Genomic DNA, 18642 nt, shown 5'->3' on the forward strand with positions numbered 1-18642 from the left:
GGCACCGGGAGAGGGATCTGGGTTTAAGGCAAGGCCGCCACGACGGACAGCTCTACCAGGATTTCCGGTTCGCACAGCTTGGCTTCAACGGTGGCGCGGGCAGGCGCAACACCCTTGGGCAGCCATTTGTCCCACACCGCATTCATGCCGGCGAAATCCGCGTCGATGTCTTTAAGGTAGATCGTCACCGACAGCAGCTTGCTCTTGTCAGTGCCAGCCAGGTCGAGCAAACGCTCGATATTGGCCAGGGTTTCACGGGTCTGCTGTTCAATCCCGGCGTTCATGTCGTCGCCGACTTGCCCGGCCAGATACACGGTACCGCTGTGGACAACGATCTGGCTCATGCGCTCATTGGTGAGCTGGCGCTGGATTAACATGTTGTGCGGACTCCTGGTGGTTGCCATAACGGGAAATATCGAGGCCTTCGGCACTGATCTGCGGGGTTTTCTTCGCCATCAGGTCGGCCAGCAAGCGACCGGAACCACAGGCCATGGTCCAGCCGAGGGTGCCGTGGCCGGTATTCAGGAACAGGTTCTTGAACGGGGTGGCACCGACAATCGGCGTGCCGTCGGGCGTGGTCGGGCGCAGACCGGTCCAGAAACTGGCTTCGGTCAAATCGCCGCCCTGAGGATAAAGGTCGTTGACGATCATCTCCAGGGTTTCGCGCCGACGTGGATTCAGCGACAGGTCAAAACCGGCTATTTCAGCCATGCCACCGACGCGGATGCGGTTGTCGAAACGGGTGATCGCGACCTTGTACGTCTCGTCGAGAATGGTCGAAGTCGGCGCCATGGCCGGGTTGGTGATCGGCACGGTCAGCGAGTAACCCTTGAGTGGGTACACCGGTGCCTTGATCCCCAGCGGCTTGAGCAACTTCGGCGAGTAGCTGCCGAGGGCCAGCACGTAGCGGTCGGCGGTTTCCAGCTTGCCATCAATCCACACGCCGTTGATGCGGTCACCGGCGTAGTCGAGACGCTGGATGTCTTGTTCGAAGCGGAACTCCACGCCCAGATGCTTGCACATCTCGACCAGGCGGGTGGTGAACATCTGGCAGTCGCCGGTCTGGTCGTTCGGAAGGCGCAAGGCGCCCGCGAGGATATCGGTGACGCTGGCCAGGGCCGGCTCGACGCGGGCAATGCCAGCGCGGTCGAGGACTTCGAACGGCACGCCGGACTCCTTCAGCACAGCGATGTCCTTGGCCGCACCATCCAGCTGCGCCTGGGTGCGGAACAGTTGGGTCGTCCCGAGGCTGCGGCCTTCGTAGGCAATGCCGGTTTCTGCGCGCAGTTCGTCGAGGCAGTCACGGCTGTACTCGGACAGGCGCACCATGCGCTCCTTGTTCACCGCATAACGGTTGGCGGTGCAGTTGCGCAGCATCTGCGCCATCCACAGGTATTGGTCGATATCGGCAGTGGCCTTGATCGCCAGCGGCGCGTGGCGTTGCAACAGCCATTTGATGGCCTTGAGCGGCACGCCCGGCGCAGCCCATGGCGACGCATAGCCTGGGGACACCTGGCCGGCGTTGGCGAAACTGGTTTCCATGGCAGCGGCGGGCTGACGGTCGACGACCACCACTTCAAAGCCGGCCCGCGCCAAATAGTAGGCACTGGTCACACCAATGACGCCGCTACCCAAGACCAGAACGCGCATTTTTATATCCTCATCGCGGGCATGGCCGCTGACGTGTGTTATTCGAGCAATGATGAGCGCAGTTTAAAAAACAATTGCCAGTGCATTTCACTATATAACTGCCTATATTTGGCGACAATTCTCGGCTAAAACCCTTTTCACAGAGGCGTATCCCCTATGCGTACCAACACCCAGACCAAGCGGGAGCTGGACAAGATCGATCGCAACATCCTGCGCATCTTGCAAACCGATGGGCGTATTTCGTTCACGGAGCTGGGGGAAAAAGTCGGGCTGTCGACCACGCCCTGTACCGAACGTGTGCGCCGGCTGGAGCGCGAAGGGATCATCATGGGCTACAACGCGCGGCTCAACCCGCAGCATTTGAAGGGCAGTTTGCTGGTATTTGTCGAGATCAGCCTCGATTACAAGTCCGGCGACACCTTTGAGGAGTTTCGCCGCGCGGTGCTGAAACTGCCCCATGTGCTGGAGTGCCACCTGGTATCAGGCGACTTCGATTACCTGGTAAAGGCACGGATTTCCGAGATGGCGTCGTACCGCAAACTGCTGGGCGATATCCTGCTCAAACTGCCCCATGTACGGGAGTCCAAGAGCTATATCGTGATGGAAGAGGTGAAGGAGAGCCTTAACCTGCCGATTCCGGACTGAAGAGCGGGCTAAACCAAAACCTGCCGCGTGCTCGCCATGTACTCATGGATCTGCTTCTCCACCCGCGGATGAATCAGCTCCACCGGGCGCCGCCCATTCGGGCACGGCAAGGCCTTGGTGGTGCCAAACAGCCGGCAGATCAACGGTCGCTCGTCATACACCGTGCAGCCGTTGGGGCCCAGGTGCACACAGTTCAGTTCATCCATGGCCGCATCTTGCTCGGCGGCGGTCTTGCGCGGCAGGCGCGACATTTCCTCGGGTGACGTGGTCACCGGCCCACAGCAGTCGTGGCAACCGGGGACGCAATCGAACGAAGGAATCTGCCGACGCAGTGCGCTGATTTTCTGACTGTTGCAACTCATCGAAACACATACCGAACGGCGAATAGGCGTGGATTCTGCCGCAAAACGCCCTGCGCAGACAGCTTCATCCGACCACTGTATCCTGCGTCAAATTTTCCAAACAGGGATGCTCCCCATGACTGCCAGCGCCCGGCACACCCCGTCCTATTACGCCGCCAGCAGCGTGCCGCAACCCGATTACCCGGTGCTGACCGGCGAAGTGACGGCCGATGTATGCGTGGTGGGCGGCGGTTTTTCCGGGCTGAACACGGCGCTTGAACTGGCCGAGCGGGGTTTCAGCGTGGTGTTGCTGGAGGCGCGCAAGGTCGCCTGGGGCGCCAGCGGACGCAACGGCGGCCAGTTGATCCGTGGCGTCGGCCATGGCCTGGACCAGTTCGCCAATGTGATCGGCACCGATGGCGTGCGCCAGATGAAGCTGATGGGCCTGGAAGCCGTGGAGATCGTGCGTGAGCGCGTCGAACGCTTCCAGATTCCCTGCGACCTGACCTGGGGCTACTGCGACCTCGCCAACAAGCCTCGCGACCTGCAAGGCCTGGCCGAAGACGCCGAAGAGCTGCGTGGCCTGGGTTATCGCCACGAAGTGCGCCTGTTGCAAGCCAACGAGATGAGCAGCGTAATCGGTTCGGACCGCTACGTGGGCGGCATGATCGACATGGGTTCCGGTCACCTGCACCCGCTGAACCTGGCCCTTGGCGAAGCCGCCTCCGCGCAGCAACTGGGCGTGAAGCTGTTCGAGCGGTCTGAAGTCACCCGTATCGACTACGGCCCCGAAGTCAACGTGCACACCGCCCAGGGCAACGTGCGCGCCAAGACCCTGGTGCTGGCGTGCAATGCTTACCTCAATGGCCTCAACCCACACCTGAGCGGCAAAGTGTTGCCCGCCGGCAGCTACATCATCGCCACCGAGCCGTTGAGCGAAGTGCAGGCCGCCCACCTGCTGCCGCAGAACATGGCGGTGTGCGACCAGCGTGTCACCGTGGATTACTTCCGACTGTCCGCCGACCGTCGACTGCTGTTCGGCGGCGCTTGTCACTACTCCGGTCGCGATCCGAAGGACATCGGCGCCTACATGCGTCCGAAAATGCTCCAGGTTTTCCCGCAATTGGCGGACGTTAAAATCGATTATCAATGGGGCGGCATGATCGGTATCGGCGCCAACCGTTTACCTCAGATTGGCCGCCTGGCCGACCAACCCAACGTGTATTACGCCCAGGCCTACGCCGGCCATGGCCTCAACGCCACCCACTTGGCGGGCAAGTTGCTGGCCGAAGCCATCAGTGGCCAGCAACAGGGGCGCTTCGACCTGTTCGCCCAGGTGCCGCACATCACCTTCCCCGGCGGCAAGCACCTGCGCTCGCCGCTGTTGGCACTGGGGATGTTGTGGCATCGCCTCAAAGAGCTGGTGTGATTCAGTCGCGCCAGAAGGGCTTGAGACCTTCCTGGCGCGCCTGTTCGGCGGTCAACCCGACATCGCGCAGTTGTTCGCGGGTCAGATGCAGCAACGCCTTGCGCGTGTGACGACGGTGCCAGAACAGACCCCAGCGGCTGATATCGCGCGGCGCCGTCGCCCGCTCTTGTCCTGCCTGCAGTTCCTGACCGTGTAGCGCCAGCCGCACATCGCTCATGCCGTTCATTTTGCCGCCCCTCATTTGCCTTGTTGCCTTGAGTGACAAGGATGGGCGCAGGGCACAAACCATTACAGATTCAACCCGAATTTATTAAATCCATACAGATACTGCCTATCGGCGGCTGAATCCTGTATTTTCGGGCGATCTGTAATGGTTTCTCGGGAGCGACCGCCATGACCCTGTACATGAACCTCGCCGAATTACTGGGCACCCGCATCGAACAGGGCTTCTATCGCCCTGGAGACAGGCTGCCTTCTGTACGGGCTTTAAGCGTGGAACACGGGGTCAGCCTGAGCACCGTGCAGCAGGCCTATCGCTTGCTGGAAGACAACGGCCTGGCAATGCCGAAGCCGAAATCCGGCTACTTCGTGCCAGTCGGCCGCGAGTTGCCGGCCCTGCCCGAAGTTGGCCGTCCGGCACAGCGGCCTGTGGAGATATCCCAGTGGGACCAGGTACTGGAGCTGGTTCGCGCAGTCCCGCGCAAAGATGTCATACAGATGGGGCGCGGCATGCCGGATGTATTGTCGCCGACCATGAAGCCGCTACTGCGTAGCCTGGCTCGCGTGAGCCGCCGCCAGGATCTGCCGGGCCTGTATTACGACAATATCCTCGGCTGTATGGAGTTACGCGAGCAGATCGCTCGACTGTCACTGGACTCCGGCTGCCAACTGACGGCCGAGGACATCGTAGTAACCACCGGCTGCCATGAGGCGCTGTCCGCCAGCATCCATGCGATCTGCGAGCCTGGTGACATCGTCGCGGTGGACTCGCCGAGCTTCCACGGCGCCATGCAGACCCTCAAGGGCCTGGGCATGAAAGCCCTGGAAATCCCCACCGACCCGATCACCGGCATCAGCCTCGAAGCCCTGGAGTTGGCGCTGGAACAGTGGCCGATCAAAGTCATCCAGCTGACCCCCAACTGTAACAACCCCCTGGGCTACATCATGCCCGAGGCGCGCAAAAAGGCGCTGCTGACCCTGGCCCAACGCTTTGACGTGGCGATCATCGAAGACGATGTTTATGGCGAACTGGCCTACAGCTACCCACGCCCGCGCACTATCAAATCCTTCGATGAGGACGGCCGTGTAGTGCTGTGCAGCTCATTCTCGAAAACCCTGGCGCCGGGCTTGCGCATTGGCTGGGTCGCGCCGGGTCGCTACCTCGAGCGGGTGCTGCACATGAAATACATCAGTACCGGCTCCACCGCAACACAACCGCAGATTGCCATCGCCGAGTTCCTCAAAGGTGGCCACTTCGAACCGCATTTGCGGCGGATGCGCACCCAATACCAGCGCAATCGTGACTTGATGATCGACTGGGTCAGCCGCTACTTCCCGGCAGGCACTCGCGCCAGCCGGCCTCAAGGCAGTTTCATGCTCTGGATCGAGCTGCCGGAAGGCTTCGACACGCTCAAGCTCAACCGCGTGTTGGTGGAGCAAGGCGTACAGGTGGCCGTCGGCAGCATCTTTTCGGCGTCGGGCAAATACCGGAACTGCCTGCGCATGAACTACGCTGCCAAACCGACCCCGCAGATTGAAGAAGCCGTGCGCAAGGTGGGCACTGCCGCAATCAAGATGCTGGCCGAGGCCGCCGACTGACCTTTCGCGGGAATTTGCCGTCATATGCCGACAACCGTCTTGATCTGGAAGCAACTCCCTTGATGATTCAACGGCTATTACCGTTTTTCCTGTTGGGAGCCCTGGCTCTGGGCGGCTGCGCGACGGTGAGCACGCCGCGCATCCCCAGCGACGCCCTGCCCGCCGCGCAATCGTCGTTCGGCCGCTCGATCCAGGCCCAGGCGGCACCGTATCAAGGCCGCTCCGGCTTTCGCCTGCTGCCCAACAGCAGCGAGGCTTTCATGGCCCGCGCCGAGCTGATCCGCAACGCCCAGACCAGCCTCGACCTGCAGTACTACATCGTGCACGACGGCATCAGCACCCGTATGCTGGTGGACGAACTGCTCAAGGCTGCTGACCGCGGCGTGCGCGTGCGCATCCTGCTGGACGACACCACCAGCGACGGCCTCGACCAGATCATCGCTACCCTAGCCGCCCATCCCAGGATCGAGATCCGCCTGTTCAATCCCCTGCATCTGGGGCGCAGCACAGGCGTTACGCGAGCCATGGGCCGGTTGTTCAACCTGTCGCTGCAACATCGGCGCATGCACAACAAGTTGTGGCTGGCGGACAACAGTGTGGCCATCGTCGGCGGGCGCAACCTGGGGGATGAGTATTTCGACGCTGAGCCCAACCTGAACTTCACCGACATCGACATGCTCAGCGTGGGCCCGGTGGCCGAACAGCTGGGTCACAGTTTCGACCAGTACTGGAACAGCGCGCTGAGCAAGCCGATTGACGACTTCGTCTCCAATACGCCCTCCAAAGGCGACCTGACCGCCGCGCGCGTGCGCCTGGAAGCGTCCCTGGCCGAGTCGCGCCAACAGAACCACGCGCTGTACAACCGCTTGCGCACCTATCAGACCCAACCGCGCATGGACACCTGGCGCCGCGAGCTGATCTGGGCCTGGAACCAGGCGCTGTGGGACGCGCCAAGCAAGGTGCTGGCCAAGGCCGATCCGGACCCTCGGTTGTTGCTCACCACGCAACTGGCGCCGGAGCTGGAAGGCGTCAACCATGAACTGATGATGATCTCGGCGTACTTCGTGCCAGGGCAACCTGGGCTGGTGTACCTGACCGGGCGCGCCGATGCCGGTGTGTCGGTGAGCCTGCTGACCAACTCCCTGGAAGCTACCGACGTGCCTGCCGTGCACGGCGGTTATGCGCCCTATCGCAAGGCGCTGCTGGAGCACGGCGTGAAACTCTTCGAGCTGCGCCGCCAACCGGGCGACCCCAGTGGCGGCAGCGGCCCACACCTGTTTCGTCGCGGCACCTTCCGGGGCTCGGATTCGAGCCTGCACAGCAAGGCGATGATCTTTGATCGGGAGAAGTCGTTTATCGGTTCATTCAACTTCGACCCGCGCTCGGTGCTGTGGAATACCGAAGTGGGTGTACTGGTCGACAGCCCGGAGCTGGCAGAGCACGTGCGCAACCTGGCGCTGCAAGGCATGGCGCCACCCTTGAGCTATGAGGCGAAACTGCAGGACGGCCAAGTAGTGTGGGTGACCGAAGACAACGGTCAACTGCACACCCTGACCCGTGAGCCGGGCAGTTGGTGGCGACGATTCAATGCCTGGTTCGCCACCTCAGTAGGCTTGGAACGCATGTTGTAGGAGCCGGCTTGCCAGCTCCTACAGGGCAGGCTGTGTTGCACCGAATGCGCCTTGGCGCAGCAACAGCAGCACCAGGCCCAGCGCCCCCGCGGCCATCAGCAACGGCAATGCATGCCCGCTGATCCACTGGCTCCCGGCACCCGCCACCAGTGGGCCGACCAGACAACCGATCCCCCACAACTGCGCCACATGCGCATTGGCACGCACCAGCGCATCGTCGCGGTAACGCTCGCCGATCAGGATCAGCGACAGCGTGAACAAGCCACCCGCACTCGCACCGAACACGACCCATACCGGCCAGATCAGCGGCGTATGCATCAACAACGGAATGGCCAGGCTCGACGCCAGCAACAGCACTGCACACGCCAGGAACAACGTGCGCCGTGGCAGGTAATCGGCCAGTGCGCCGATGGGCAGCTGCAGCAGCGCGTCGCCGACCACTACGGTGCTGACCATCGCCAAGGCAATCTCAGCAGTGAAGCCTTGTTGCAGGCAATACACCGGCAACAACGTCAGAATCATCGCCTCGAAAGCGGCGAATAACGCCACTGCCCAGGCAATCGCCGGCAGGCTCAGGCAGAAGCGCCACAGTTGCGCGAAGGTCACGCTGAAGGACTCGGCGCTTGGCGCGCCGGAGCGGCCCAGCAACAGGAATGGCGCCACCACCAACAAGCCCACGCCTACCCAGAAGCCATAATCATGGTCGGTGCCGATCAAGCCCAGCAGCAACGGGCCTGACAGTTGGCTCAAGGCATAACTGCAGCCATACAGCGCCACCAGCCGGCCGCGCCACTGCTCCACCACCAACTGGTTGATCCAGCTTTCGCCGAGGATAAACACGATGGTCAGAATCACGCCGATCATCAGGCGCAGCACCAACCAGACCGGGTAGCTGGGCAGGATCGCCAGCAAGCCGATGGACACCGCACCCGCCCACAGGCACAGGCGCATGAGGTTGGCGGTGCCGAGCCATGAGGCCATGCGGCTGGAGATTTTCGCGCCGAGCAGTACGCCAAAGGCCGGCATGGCTGCCATCACGCCGATAGCGAAACTGCCGTAGCCCCAGCTTTCGAGGCGCAGGGACACCAGCGGCATACTGACGCCCAGGGCCAAACCGACGCTGAGCACCGAAGCCAGGACGGCGAAATAAGTCGCCCAACGCATTTCCACGCTCCTGCGGATAATTTTCAGGGAGTGCAAAACGAACTGTAGGAGCGAGCTTGCTCGCGAAAAACGTTAACGATGACGCGCCTATCCTGGATAAACGCGGCGCCTTCTAGTTCTTCGCGAGCAAGCTCGCTCCTACAGGAATCAGCGGTGTTGCTTAGAGCTTGATCCAGGTCGCCTTCAGCTCGGTGTACTTGTCGAACGCATGCAGCGACTTGTCGCGACCGTTGCCCGACTGCTTGAAGCCACCAAACGGCGCGGTCATGTCGCCGCCGTCGTACTGGTTCACCCATACGCTACCGGCGCGCAGGGCCTTGGCAGTCAGGTGGGCCTTGGAGATATCCGCCGTCCACACCGCTGCGGCCAGGCCGTAGATGGTGTCATTGGCAATGGCGACTGCTTCTTCGGCGCTGTCGAAGGTGATCACCGACAGGACCGGGCCAAAGATCTCTTCCTTGGCGATCTTCATGGCATTGGTCACGCCATCGAAAATCGTCGGTTCGACGTAAGTACCACCCGTTTCTTCCAGCGTGCGCTTGCCACCGGCGACCAACTTGGCGCCATCGGCATGACCGGCTTCGATATAGGACAGCACGGTGTTCATTTGCTGGGTGTCCACCAGTGCGCCGACGTTGGTGGCCGGGTCCAGAGGGTTGCCGGGCTTCCAGCCCTTGAGGGCTTCGATCACCAGCGGCAGGAATGTGTCCTTGATGGATCGCTCGACCAGCAGACGCGAACCGGCGGTGCAGACCTCGCCCTGGTTGAACGCGATAGCGCCAGCGGCGGATTCGGCAGCAGCTTGCAGGTCCGGTGCATCGGCAAACACGATGTTCGGGCTCTTGCCGCCCGCTTCCAGCCACACGCGCTTCATGTTCGATTCGCCGGAGCGGATCAACAGTTGCTTGGCGATCTTGGTGGAGCCGGTGAACACCAGGGTGTCGACGTCCATGTGCAGCGCCAGCGCGTTGCCGACCGTGTGGCCATAACCTGGCAGCACGTTGAACACACCTTTTGGAATACCGGCTTCAACGGCCAGGGCCGCGATGCGGATCGCAGTCAGCGGGGATTTTTCGGACGGCTTGAGGATCACCGAGTTACCGGTGGACAGCGCCGGGCCGAGCTTCCAGCAGGCCATCATCAGTGGGAAGTTCCACGGCACGATCGCGCCAACCACACCAACCGGTTCGCGGGTCACCAGGCCCAACTGGTCGTGCGGGGTGGCGGCAACTTCGTCGTAGATCTTGTCGATGGCCTCGCCGCTCCAGCTCAGGGCATTCGCCGCGCCGGGTACGTCGATGTTCAGGGAGTCGCTGATTGGCTTGCCCATGTCCAGGGTTTCGAGCAGCGCCAGCTCTTCGGCATTGGCCTTGAGCAAGGCTGCGAAACGCAGCATGGCGGATTTGCGTTTGGCGGGCGCCAGGCGCGACCACACACCGGAATTGAAAGTGGCGCGGGCGTTTTCAACGGCGCGCTGGGCGTCGGCCACGTCACAGCTGGCAACGGTGGCCAGCAGGCGGCCGTCGACCGGGCTGATGCATTCGAAGGTGTCACCGGAAGCGGCGGCGGTGTACTCGCCATTGATGTAGGCGCGGCCTTCGATCTTCAGATCCTTGGCGCGTTGTTCCCAGTCGGCACGGGTCAGGGTGGTCATGCGAGTGTCCTCCTCTTATTGAATACGAGAGCCAGGGGATGTCCCACGGCAGCCTCAAAGAATTCTTGCCCGCCAGCCAATGGTTCGGCGCAAGGCAGCTGCCACCCTAAACCAGCGGCTGGGGGTGTTTCAATATATTTGACATAACGCCAGTAAACGCCCTTGCGATGTTCATTTTAATAAACATAGACTTTGGGCTCTCCAACCGCAGGCCAGACGGGACACGCACATGAGCATCCAGGACATCGTCGACTTCAGCCAAGCCAAGACCGCCGCCGAGCGCTACCGCCCTGCCGCCGAAAAAATCCTCAAGGGCGATCCCGAACAGACGATCTACAACCACTACAACAGCCCCTGCGGCCAGATGAGCGCGGGCGTGTGGGAAGGTGAAGTCGGGCACTGGAAGGTTAGCTACACCGAACACGAATACTGCGAGATTGTGCAGGGCGTGTCGGTGCTACGAGATGCCGATGGCAACGCCAAGACCCTGCGCGCCGGCGACCGTTTCGTGATCCCGGCCGGGTTCAGCGGCACCTGGGAAGTGCTGGAGCCGTGCCGCAAGATCTACGTGGTGTTCGAACAGAAAGCCTGACCGGTAAATCGCAGGCAAAAAAAAGCCCGAATCGTGAGATACGGGCTTTTTTTCACAAGGAGGAAAATCAATTACTTGATTTTGCCTTCTTTGTAGATCACGTGCTTGCGAACGCGCGGGTCGAACATTTTCTTTTCGAGCTTGTCCGGGGTAGTACGCTTGTTCTTGTCGGTAGTGTAGAAGTGACCAGTACCGGCGCTAGAGATCATTCGAATCAATTCACGCATGATATAGCTCCTTAGATTGTGCCAGCGCGGCGCAATTCAGCCAGCACGACAGTGATGCCACGCTTGTCGATGATGCGCATGCCTTTAGCAGATACGCGCAGACGGACGAAACGTTTCTCTTCTTCAACCCAGAAGCGGTGATGCTGCAGGTTCGGCAGGAAACGACGACGGGTTTTGTTATTTGCGTGGGAAATGTTATTCCCAGTCACCGGACCCTTACCGGTAACTTGACAGACTCTCGACATGCCTCAGCCCTCTAAAACCACATGCCCAACCCGGCATGGGTTGGCCGCTTAATCTCTCAGTCATTTGGCGCCAGGCGCCGCGTTTCTTTAGGGTCTTACCGGCTACACCTACAAGCGAAGGAACCGGGCCCCTAGAAAAGAGCGCTGCTTTATACCAGAAAGACCCAGGTGCAACAACAGCCCGAATGTTTTTACTGGCGTAAATCTTGGCGGCAGACGCCTGAACCGTTGCCAGGAGGGGCCGCTGTCACAGCCGACCGCTCGTCGCACAGAATGATTTACAGCGCCCGCGCGCACCATTAAGTGCTCGGCAAAATGCGCTGAGGTGCCATCAAAACAGCATTTGGGGCAAAAGCACAGGCAAAAATGGGCTAGTCATTTACCAATCAGACCTCTACGGTAGGACTTTTCCAGACTGCACTCGCAGATGGGCCTTCGATCTGCAAAGGAAACCGAACATGCGCCTCGCTGCCCTACCGCTATTGCTCGCCCCTCTCTTTATCGCGCCGCTGGCCTCTGCCGCCAGCAACTTGAGCGTCTGCACCGAGGCCAGCCCCGAAGGGTTCGATGTGGTGCAATACAACTCGTTGACCACCACCAACGCCTCGGCCGATGTGCTGATGAACCGCCTGGTGGACTACGACGCGGCCAGCGGCAAACTGGTGCCCAGCCTGGCGGACAGTTGGGAAGTCTCGCCGGATGGCCTGACCTATACCTTCAAGCTGCACCCGGATGTGAAATTCCACCGCACCGAATACTTCACCCCTAGCCGTACCCTGACCGCCGAAGACGTGCGCTTCAGCTTCGAGCGCATGCTCGACCCGGCCACCCCCTGGCACAAGATCGCCCAGAGCGGCTTCCCCCATGCGCAGTCGCTGCAACTGCCGACGCTGGTCAAGAAAATCGACGCCCTTGACCCGCTGACCGTGCGTTTCACCCTGGATCACGCCGACTCTACCTTTCTCGCCGCCCTGAGCATGGGTTTTGCCTCGATCTACCCGGCGGAATACGCCGACAAACTGCTCAAGGCGGGCACGCCGGAGAAGCTCAACAGCCAGCCAATCGGCACCGGGCCGTTCATCTTCAGCCGGTTCCAGAAAGATGCCGTGGTGCGCTACAAGGCCAACCCGGACTACTTCGCCGGCAAACCGTCTGTGGATAACTTGATCTTCGCCATCACCCCGGACGCCAACGTGCGCCTGCAAAAATTGCATCGCGACGAATGCCAGATCGCCCTGTCCCCCAAACCGCTGGATGTGGGCGAAGCCGAAAAGGACCCGGCGCTCAAGGTGGAAAAAACCGCCGCATTCATGACCGCCTTCGTGGCCATCAACAGCCAGCACCCGCCTCTGGACAAGCCCGAAGTGCGCCAGGCAATCAACTTGGCGTTCGACAAAGGCAGCTACCTCAAGGCCGTGTTTGAAGGCACCGCCGAAGCTGCCAACGGACCTTTCCCGCCCAACACCTGGAGTTACGCCAAGGAGCTGCCGGGTTATCCACAGGACCTCACCAAGGCCAAGGCGCTGCTGGACCGCGCCGGACTCAAGGATGGTTTCAAGACCACTATCTGGACACGCCCCACCGGCAGCCTGCTGAACCCTAACCCGAACCTTGGTGCACAGCTGTTACAGGCTGACCTGGCCAAGGTCGGCATCCAGGCCGAGATCCGCGTGATCGAATGGGGCGAGCTGATCCGCCGCGCCAAGGCCGGCGAACACGACCTGCTGTTCATGGGCTGGGCCGGCGACAACGGCGACCCGGATAACTTCCTGACCCCGCAGTTCTCCTGCGCAGCGGTGAAATCCGGCACCAACTTCGCCCGCTATTGCGACCCCGCGCTGGACAAGCTGATCAGCGCTGGCAAGACCACCAGCGAGCAAGGCGTACGCACCAAGCTCTACCAGCAGGCCCAGGCGCAGATCCAGCAACAGGCGCTGTGGTTGCCGCTCGCGCACCCGACCGCGTTTGCCCTGGCCCGCAAGAATGTCGAGGGCTACCAGGTGAGCCCATTCGGACGCCAGGACTTCTCCAAAGTCAGCGTCAAATAACCCTTGTAGGAGCTGGCTTGCCAGCGATGGCGTCAGCGAAGTCCATCGCGATCTTGCGGACCTGATCGCCGGCAAGTCGGCTCCTACATCCACCCATACTCCGCCATCGACAACGGGTCGCCATCCCCCACGATGATGTGGTCGAGCACCCGCACATCCACCACTTCCAAGGCTTTTTGCAGCAACCTGGTCAATTTTCGATCAGCCGCACTCGGCTCAAGGCTGCCGGAAGGATGGTTGTGGCACAGGATCAACGCCGCCGCGTTGTACGCCAGGGCGCGCTTGACCACTTGCCGGGGATAGACCATCGCCGCATCGATGGTGCCCTGGGACAACGCCTCGAAACCCAGCACCCGGTGTTTTGAGTCGAGAAACAGGCAACCGAAGGTCTCATGAGGCTCGTGCCGCAACAACGCCTTGAGGTAATCCCGCACGGCCACAGGGCTTTCCAGCACCGAGTCCTGGCGCAAGCGTTCGGCCATGTGGCGCCGGGCCATTTCCAGCACCGCCTGCAACTGGGCAAACTTCGCCGGTCCCAACCCCAATTGCTGGCTGAACAGCGCCTGGCTGGCCTCCAGCAAGGGACGCAAGCCGCCAAATTGCGCCAACAGATGGCGCGCCAGGTCCACCGCGCTCCGACCGGAAACCCCGGTACGCAGGAAGATCGCCAGCAGCTCCGCATCCGACAGGCTCGCCGCGCCCCCTTCCAAAAGCTTTTCCCGGGGCCGCTCCGCCACCGGCCAATCACGAATACTCATCTCACCTCCCTCTCCATACGCGCCGTGGCATGTGCGCCGCTGTTGCCTAGCGGACGCTGTGTTATCGTAGGCCCTCTTTTTTGCAGGCGATTTCCCCTGGGGAGGGGGCATCGCAGGCGTCACTGAACTGGCATCACTGAACTGGAAAGGCAAACCAATGCAGCGTCTGTATCGGAAACGCATCGTTCTCGGCGTTGGCGGCGGCATTGCCGCCTACAAGAGCGCAGAACTGGTTCGCAGGCTCCTGGACCAAGGCGCCGAAGTGCGCGTGGTCATGACCCGCGGTGGCAGTGAGTTCATCACCCCACTGACCATGCAAGCGCTATCCGGCCACCCGGTTCACCTGGACCTGCTGGACCCGGCCGCCGAAGCCGCCATGGGCCATATCGAACTGGCCAAATGGGCCGACCTGGTGCTGATCGCCCCGGCCACCGCCGACCTGATCGCCCGTCTGGCCCAAGGCATCGCCGATGACCTGCTGACCACCCTCGTACTGGCCACAGACGCCACCGTCGCCATCGCCCCGGCCATGAACCAAGCCATGTGGCGCGACCCAGCCACCCAGGCCAACACCCAACTCCTGCAAAGCCGTGGCCTCAAGGTGTTCGGCCCGGCGTCCGGCAGCCAGGCCTGCGGCGACGTTGGCATGGGCCGCATGCTCGAAGCCACCGACCTGGCGCTGTGTGCGGCCGAGTGCTTCCAGCACCTGGCCCTGACCGGCAAGCATGTGCTGATCACCGCTGGCCCGACCCAGGAAAACATCGACCCGGTGCGCTACATCACCAACCATAGCTCAGGAAAAATGGGCTTCGCTTTGGCTGAAGCGGCGGTCGAGGCAGGCGCGCGCGTCACCCTGATCACCGGCCCGGTGCATTTGCCGACCCCGGATCGGGTCACACGAATCGACGTAGTCAGCGCCCGCGACATGCTGGCGGCCTGTGAGGCGGCCATTCCGTGCGACCTGTTCATCGCCTCGGCAGCAGTTGCAGACTACCGCCCGGAAGTGGTCGCCCCGCAAAAGCTCAAGAAGGACCCTACAAGCGGCGACGGCCTGCTCCTGCAAATGGTGCGCAACCCAGACATCCTGGCCACCATTGCCACCCGCGCGGACCGTCCGTTCAGTGTCGGCTTCGCCGCCGAGACCGAGCATTTGCTGGACTACGCCGCACGCAAATTGAAAGACAAAAACCTCGACCTGATCGTTGCCAATGATGTCGCCAACCCGAGTATCGGCTTCAACAGCGAGGAAAATGCCTGCAGCGTGATCGACCGCGACCTGCATGCCACCCTTTTCGCCCAGACCAGCAAGGGCAAGATTGCCCGCCAACTGATCTCTTTTATCGCCCAACGGCTGAACCAGGTTTAATTTCCATGCACGCTTTGCAAGCCAAGATCCTCGACCCACGCATCGGCAACGAATTCCCACTGCCGGCCTACGCCACCCCTGGCTCCGCCGGCCTCGATCTGCGCGCCATGCTCAAGGAAGACACTGTCCTTGAGCCGGGCCAGACCATTCTTATTCCGACCGGCTTGTCGATCTACGTAGGCGATCCTGGCCTGGCAGCCCTGATCCTGCCGCGCTCTGGCCTGGGCCATAAACACGGCATCGTGTTGGGCAACCTGGTCGGCCTGATCGATTCGGACTACCAGGGCGAACTGATGGTGTCATGCTGGAACCGTGGCCAGACCGCGTTCAACATCGCTGTCGGCGAACGCATTGCCCAGTTGGTACTGGTTCCGGTGGTGCAGGCGCACTTCGAACTGGTACAAGAGTTTGATGAAACCCAACGCGGCGCAGGCGGTTTTGGGCATTCCGGCAGTCACTGACTAAGCTAATTCTGGCCGGGCGCTGTTGCCCGGCCCGACGCCACCGCAAGGCTTTTCAGGACGAAGAATGCGCGGATTTTATCAGCGAGATTTCCCCATAGAAATCAAAGCATTACGCAGACATAAACACGGAGCCAGCGCTCCGATGGCATTTTTGCACCACGAACTCTCTGCCGAAAACACCGTCATACCCTTCAGTTTGCGCCTGCCGGCCAGCCACATTAAGGCCAGCCTTGCCCCCTTCAGATGGAGTTTCCCCCCGCGATGAGTACCGCAGCCCGCGTAGCCCCAGCATTCCCCGACAGTATCTTTCGCGCCTATGACATCCGTGGCGTGGTGCCCAAGACCCTGACGGCCGAAACCGCCTACTGGATTGGCCGCGCCATCGGCTCCCAGAGCCTGGCCCAGGATGAACCCAACGTTTCGGTCGGCCGTGACGGTCGCCTGTCAGGCCCGGAGCTGGTGGAACAACTGATCCAGGGCCTGGCCGACAGTGGTTGCCATGTCAGCGACGTGGGCCTGGTGCCAACGCCCGCGCTGTACTACGCCGCCAACGTACTGGCCGGCAAGTCCGGGGTGATGCTCACAGGTAGCCACAACCCGTCGGACTACAACGGTTTCAAGATCGTCATCGCTGGCGACACCCTGGCCAACGAACAGATCCAGGCCCTGCACGACCGCCTGAAAAACAACGATCTGACCAGCGGCAAGGGCACCATCACCAAAGTCGACATCCTGCAACGCTACTCTGATGAAATCACCCGTGACGTCAAACTCGCACGCCGCCTTAAAGTGGTGGTGGACTGCGGTAACGGCGCGGCCGGCGTGATCGCCCCGCAGTTGCTCGAAGCCTTGAACTGCGAAGTGATTCCGTTGTTCTGCGAGGTCGACGGCAACTTCCCCAACCACCATCCGGACCCGGGCAAGCCTGAGAACCTGGTGGACCTGATCGCCAAGGTCAAGGAAACCGGCGCGGATGTGGGCCTGGCCTTCGACGGCGACGGTGACCGCGTGGGTGTGGTGACCGAGACCGGAGAAATCGTGTTCCCGGATCGCCTGTTGATGCTGTTTGCCCGTGACGTGGTGGCGCGCAATGCCAACGCCGAGATCATCTTCGACGTGAAGTGCACCCGCCGCCTCACCCCGCTGATCAAGGAATATGGCGGTCGCCCGCTAATGTGGAAGACCGGCCACTCGTTGATCAAAAAGAAAATGAAGGAAACCGGCGCGCTATTGGCCGGCGAAATGAGCGGCCACGTGTTCTTCAAAGAACGCTGGTTCGGCTTTGACGACGGTATTTACAGCGCTGCGCGCCTGCTGGAGATCCTCAGCAAGGAAAAATCCACCGCCGAAGAGCTATTCCAGACCTTCCCGAACGATATTTCTACGCCAGAGATCAATATCCATGTGACCGAGGAGAGCAAATTCAGCATCATTGACGCACTGCACGATGCGCAATGGGGCGAAGGTGCCAACCTGACCACCATTGATGGTGTGCGAGTCGATTACGCCAAAGGCTGGGGCCTGGTTCGCGCGTCCAACACCACACCGGTGCTGGTCCTGCGTTTCGAGGCGGATACCGAGGCTGAGTTGCAGCGCATCAAGGACGTGTTCCACGCCCAGTTGAAACGTGTTGCCCCTGATCTCCAATTACCGTTCTGATTTTTTACCGGAGCCCTGAATGACCCTCGAACGCGAAGCCGCTGCCAACACTGCCAAGGTCCTGTCCGAAGCGTTGCCTTACATTCGACGCTATGTCGGCAAGACGCTGGTGATCAAGTACGGCGGCAATGCCATGGAAAGCGAAGAGCTGAAAACCGGCTTTGCCCGCGACATCGTGTTGATGAAAGCCGTGGGGATCAACCCGGTGGTAGTGCACGGCGGCGGCCCGCAAATCGGCGACCTGCTCAAGCGCTTGTCGATCGAGAGTCACTTCATCGATGGCATGCGTGTCACTGACGCGCAGACCATGGACGTGGTGGAGATGGTCCTCGGCGGCCAGGTCAACAAAGACATCGTCAACCTGATCAACCGTCACGGCGGCAGCGCCATTGGCCTGACCGGCAAGGACGCGGAACTGATCCGCGCGAAAAAACTGACCGTGACTCGTCAGACGCCGGAAATGACCCAGCCGGAAATCATCGACATCGGCCAGGTGGGTGAAGTGATCGGCATCAACACCGACCTGCTGAACCTGCTGGTCAAAGGTGACTTCATCCCGGTGATCGCGCCCATCGGCGTGGGCGCCAACGGTGAGTCCTACAACATCAACGCCGACCTGGTGGCCGGCAAGGTGGCCGAAGCATTGAAGGCTGAAAAGCTGATGCTGTTGACCAACATCGCCGGCTTGATGGACAAGGAAGGCAAGGTGCTGACTGGCTTGACCACGCAACAAGTGGACGAGTTGATCGCTGACGGCACCATCTACGGTGGCATGCTGCCGAAGATCCGTTGCGCGCTGGAAGCGGTGCAAGGCGGCGTGGGAAGCTCGCTGATCCTGGATGGTCGCGTGCCGAACGCGATCCTGCTGGAAATCTTCACCGATACCGGTGTGGGTACGCTGATCAGCAACCGCAAGCGTCCATGATGTAAAAATCTTGAATAGACCGTAGT

18 protein-coding genes and 1 pseudogene are annotated in these 18642 nt (G+C 61.2%); 10 read left to right on the plus strand and 9 right to left on the minus strand.

The features are described from left to right. Positions 1–23: 23 nt before the first annotated feature. On the minus strand, positions 24–377 hold the full coding sequence (locus RB216_RS28510; RefSeq protein WP_308908141.1) for a RidA family protein: 354 nt from the start codon (positions 375–377) through the stop codon (positions 24–26). Further along, entirely contained in the window at positions 349–1650 is a 1302-nt protein-coding gene (gene dadA, locus RB216_RS28515) for a D-amino acid dehydrogenase (RefSeq protein WP_028618463.1), read from the minus strand. The genes RB216_RS28510 and dadA overlap by 29 nt, the downstream gene beginning before the upstream one ends. A gap of 156 nt (positions 1651–1806) precedes the next feature. On the opposite strand from dadA, the gene RB216_RS28520 reads away from it, so the two are divergent. Then, positions 1807–2295: an Lrp/AsnC ligand binding domain-containing protein gene (locus RB216_RS28520; RefSeq protein WP_003176896.1), complete on the plus strand. Its 489-nt coding sequence runs from the start codon at positions 1807–1809 to the stop codon at positions 2293–2295. Between the two features lie 8 nt (positions 2296–2303). Here RB216_RS28520 and RB216_RS28525 read toward each other — a convergent pair whose 3' ends face one another. Further along, complete coding sequence (locus RB216_RS28525) at positions 2304–2657, minus strand: YkgJ family cysteine cluster protein (protein ID WP_068935975.1); 354 nt, start codon at positions 2655–2657, stop codon at positions 2304–2306. A gap of 115 nt (positions 2658–2772) precedes the next feature. Between RB216_RS28525 and RB216_RS28530 the strand changes: the two genes are divergently transcribed. Next, complete coding sequence (locus RB216_RS28530; protein ID WP_068935978.1) at positions 2773–4065, plus strand: NAD(P)/FAD-dependent oxidoreductase; 1293 nt, start codon at positions 2773–2775, stop codon at positions 4063–4065. 1 nt (position 4066) lies between these two features. Here RB216_RS28530 and RB216_RS28535 read toward each other — a convergent pair whose 3' ends face one another. Further along, entirely contained in the window at positions 4067–4291 is a 225-nt protein-coding gene (locus tag RB216_RS28535) for a DUF1127 domain-containing protein (RefSeq protein WP_016975915.1), read from the minus strand. 167 nt (positions 4292–4458) lie between these two features. Between RB216_RS28535 and RB216_RS28540 the strand changes: the two genes are divergently transcribed. Then, entirely contained in the window at positions 4459–5883 is a 1425-nt protein-coding gene (locus tag RB216_RS28540; RefSeq protein ID WP_068935982.1) for an aminotransferase-like domain-containing protein, read from the plus strand. A gap of 62 nt (positions 5884–5945) precedes the next feature. After that, the gene (locus RB216_RS28545) at positions 5946–7514 is read left to right on the plus strand and encodes a phospholipase D family protein (RefSeq protein ID WP_308908906.1); all 1569 of its coding nucleotides are present in this window, start codon (positions 5946–5948) and stop codon (positions 7512–7514) included. Positions 7515–7532: 18 nt separating this feature from the next. Here the strand turns inward: RB216_RS28545 and RB216_RS28550 are convergent, their stop codons facing one another. After that, on the minus strand, positions 7533–8678 hold the full coding sequence (locus RB216_RS28550; RefSeq protein ID WP_068935984.1) for an MFS transporter: 1146 nt from the start codon (positions 8676–8678) through the stop codon (positions 7533–7535). Positions 8679–8838: 160 nt separating this feature from the next. Next, the gene (locus RB216_RS28555; protein ID WP_028618469.1) at positions 8839–10332 is read right to left on the minus strand and encodes an aldehyde dehydrogenase; all 1494 of its coding nucleotides are present in this window, start codon (positions 10330–10332) and stop codon (positions 8839–8841) included. 229 nt (positions 10333–10561) lie between these two features. Here RB216_RS28555 and RB216_RS28560 point away from each other — a divergent pair, with 229 nt between their 5' ends. Continuing rightward, the gene (locus RB216_RS28560; RefSeq protein ID WP_028618470.1) at positions 10562–10924 is read left to right on the plus strand and encodes a cupin domain-containing protein; all 363 of its coding nucleotides are present in this window, start codon (positions 10562–10564) and stop codon (positions 10922–10924) included. Positions 10925–10995: 71 nt separating this feature from the next. Here the strand turns inward: RB216_RS28560 and rpmG are convergent, their stop codons facing one another. Together rpmG and rpmB are read right to left on the minus strand one after the other, a co-directional pair. Continuing rightward, positions 10996–11151, minus strand: coding sequence for a 50S ribosomal protein L33 (gene rpmG / locus RB216_RS28565; protein ID WP_003176906.1), 156 nt, complete (start codon positions 11149–11151; stop codon positions 10996–10998). Between the two features lie 11 nt (positions 11152–11162). Further along, positions 11163–11396, minus strand: coding sequence for a 50S ribosomal protein L28 (rpmB, locus tag RB216_RS28570; RefSeq protein WP_010207494.1), 234 nt, complete (start codon positions 11394–11396; stop codon positions 11163–11165). Between the two features lie 458 nt (positions 11397–11854). On the opposite strand from rpmB, the gene RB216_RS28575 reads away from it, so the two are divergent. Then, on the plus strand, positions 11855–13444 hold the full coding sequence (locus RB216_RS28575; protein ID WP_308908142.1) for an ABC transporter substrate-binding protein: 1590 nt from the start codon (positions 11855–11857) through the stop codon (positions 13442–13444). 83 nt (positions 13445–13527) lie between these two features. Here RB216_RS28575 and radC read toward each other — a convergent pair whose 3' ends face one another. Then, on the minus strand, positions 13528–14202 hold the full coding sequence (radC, locus tag RB216_RS28580; RefSeq protein ID WP_028618472.1) for a RadC family protein: 675 nt from the start codon (positions 14200–14202) through the stop codon (positions 13528–13530). A 157-nt stretch (positions 14203–14359) separates the two neighbouring features. Here radC and coaBC point away from each other — a divergent pair, with 157 nt between their 5' ends. The 4 genes and pseudogenes from coaBC (at position 14360) to argB (ending at position 18616) form a co-directional block, all read left to right on the plus strand. Continuing rightward, positions 14360–15568 (plus strand): bifunctional phosphopantothenoylcysteine decarboxylase/phosphopantothenate--cysteine ligase CoaBC, encoded by a 1209-nt coding sequence (coaBC, locus tag RB216_RS28585; protein ID WP_028618473.1) that lies wholly within the window; start codon positions 14360–14362, stop codon positions 15566–15568. Positions 15569–15573: 5 nt separating this feature from the next. Continuing rightward, positions 15574–16029 carry a dUTP diphosphatase gene (dut, locus tag RB216_RS28590; protein ID WP_016975923.1) on the plus strand — a complete coding sequence of 152 codons (456 nt, stop codon included), beginning with the start codon at positions 15574–15576 and terminating at the stop codon, positions 16027–16029. Positions 16030–16269: 240 nt separating this feature from the next. Further along, a pseudogene (locus tag RB216_RS28595) lies at positions 16270–17691 on the plus strand (phosphomannomutase/phosphoglucomutase); the annotation flags it as partial. 19 nt (positions 17692–17710) lie between these two features. After that, positions 17711–18616, plus strand: a complete 906-nt coding sequence (gene argB / locus RB216_RS28600) for an acetylglutamate kinase (protein WP_017735763.1) — start codon at positions 17711–17713, stop codon at positions 18614–18616. Positions 18617–18642 lie beyond the last annotated feature (26 nt).

It is taken from the genome of Pseudomonas canadensis (assembly GCF_030980095.1).
Classification (GTDB): Bacteria; Pseudomonadota; Gammaproteobacteria; order Pseudomonadales; family Pseudomonadaceae; genus Aquipseudomonas; species Aquipseudomonas canadensis.

What these genes read in the sequence shown, in the direction of transcription:
- RB216_RS28510 (WP_308908141.1), bottom strand. Translation starts at nt 377, where the DNA reads ATGTTAATCCAGCGCCAGCTCACCAATGAGCGCATGAGCCAGATCGTT.
- dadA (WP_028618463.1), bottom strand. Translation starts at nt 1,650, where the DNA reads ATGCGCGTTCTGGTCTTGGGTAGCGGCGTCATTGGTGTGACCAGTGCC.
- RB216_RS28520 (WP_003176896.1), top strand. Translation starts at nt 1,807, where the DNA reads ATGCGTACCAACACCCAGACCAAGCGGGAGCTGGACAAGATCGATCGC.
- RB216_RS28525 (WP_068935975.1), bottom strand. Translation starts at nt 2,657, where the DNA reads ATGAGTTGCAACAGTCAGAAAATCAGCGCACTGCGTCGGCAGATTCCT.
- RB216_RS28530 (WP_068935978.1), top strand. Translation starts at nt 2,773, where the DNA reads ATGACTGCCAGCGCCCGGCACACCCCGTCCTATTACGCCGCCAGCAGC.
- RB216_RS28535 (WP_016975915.1), bottom strand. Translation starts at nt 4,291, where the DNA reads ATGAACGGCATGAGCGATGTGCGGCTGGCGCTACACGGTCAGGAACTG.
- RB216_RS28540 (WP_068935982.1), top strand. Translation starts at nt 4,459, where the DNA reads ATGACCCTGTACATGAACCTCGCCGAATTACTGGGCACCCGCATCGAA.
- RB216_RS28545 (WP_308908906.1), top strand. Translation starts at nt 5,946, where the DNA reads ATGATTCAACGGCTATTACCGTTTTTCCTGTTGGGAGCCCTGGCTCTG.
- RB216_RS28550 (WP_068935984.1), bottom strand. Translation starts at nt 8,678, where the DNA reads ATGCGTTGGGCGACTTATTTCGCCGTCCTGGCTTCGGTGCTCAGCGTC.
- RB216_RS28555 (WP_028618469.1), bottom strand. Translation starts at nt 10,332, where the DNA reads ATGACCACCCTGACCCGTGCCGACTGGGAACAACGCGCCAAGGATCTG.
- RB216_RS28560 (WP_028618470.1), top strand. Translation starts at nt 10,562, where the DNA reads ATGAGCATCCAGGACATCGTCGACTTCAGCCAAGCCAAGACCGCCGCC.
- rpmG (WP_003176906.1), bottom strand. Translation starts at nt 11,151, where the DNA reads ATGCGTGAATTGATTCGAATGATCTCTAGCGCCGGTACTGGTCACTTC.
- rpmB (WP_010207494.1), bottom strand. Translation starts at nt 11,396, where the DNA reads ATGTCGAGAGTCTGTCAAGTTACCGGTAAGGGTCCGGTGACTGGGAAT.
- RB216_RS28575 (WP_308908142.1), top strand. Translation starts at nt 11,855, where the DNA reads ATGCGCCTCGCTGCCCTACCGCTATTGCTCGCCCCTCTCTTTATCGCG.
- radC (WP_028618472.1), bottom strand. Translation starts at nt 14,202, where the DNA reads ATGAGTATTCGTGATTGGCCGGTGGCGGAGCGGCCCCGGGAAAAGCTT.
- coaBC (WP_028618473.1), top strand. Translation starts at nt 14,360, where the DNA reads ATGCAGCGTCTGTATCGGAAACGCATCGTTCTCGGCGTTGGCGGCGGC.
- dut (WP_016975923.1), top strand. Translation starts at nt 15,574, where the DNA reads ATGCACGCTTTGCAAGCCAAGATCCTCGACCCACGCATCGGCAACGAA.
- argB (WP_017735763.1), top strand. Translation starts at nt 17,711, where the DNA reads ATGACCCTCGAACGCGAAGCCGCTGCCAACACTGCCAAGGTCCTGTCC.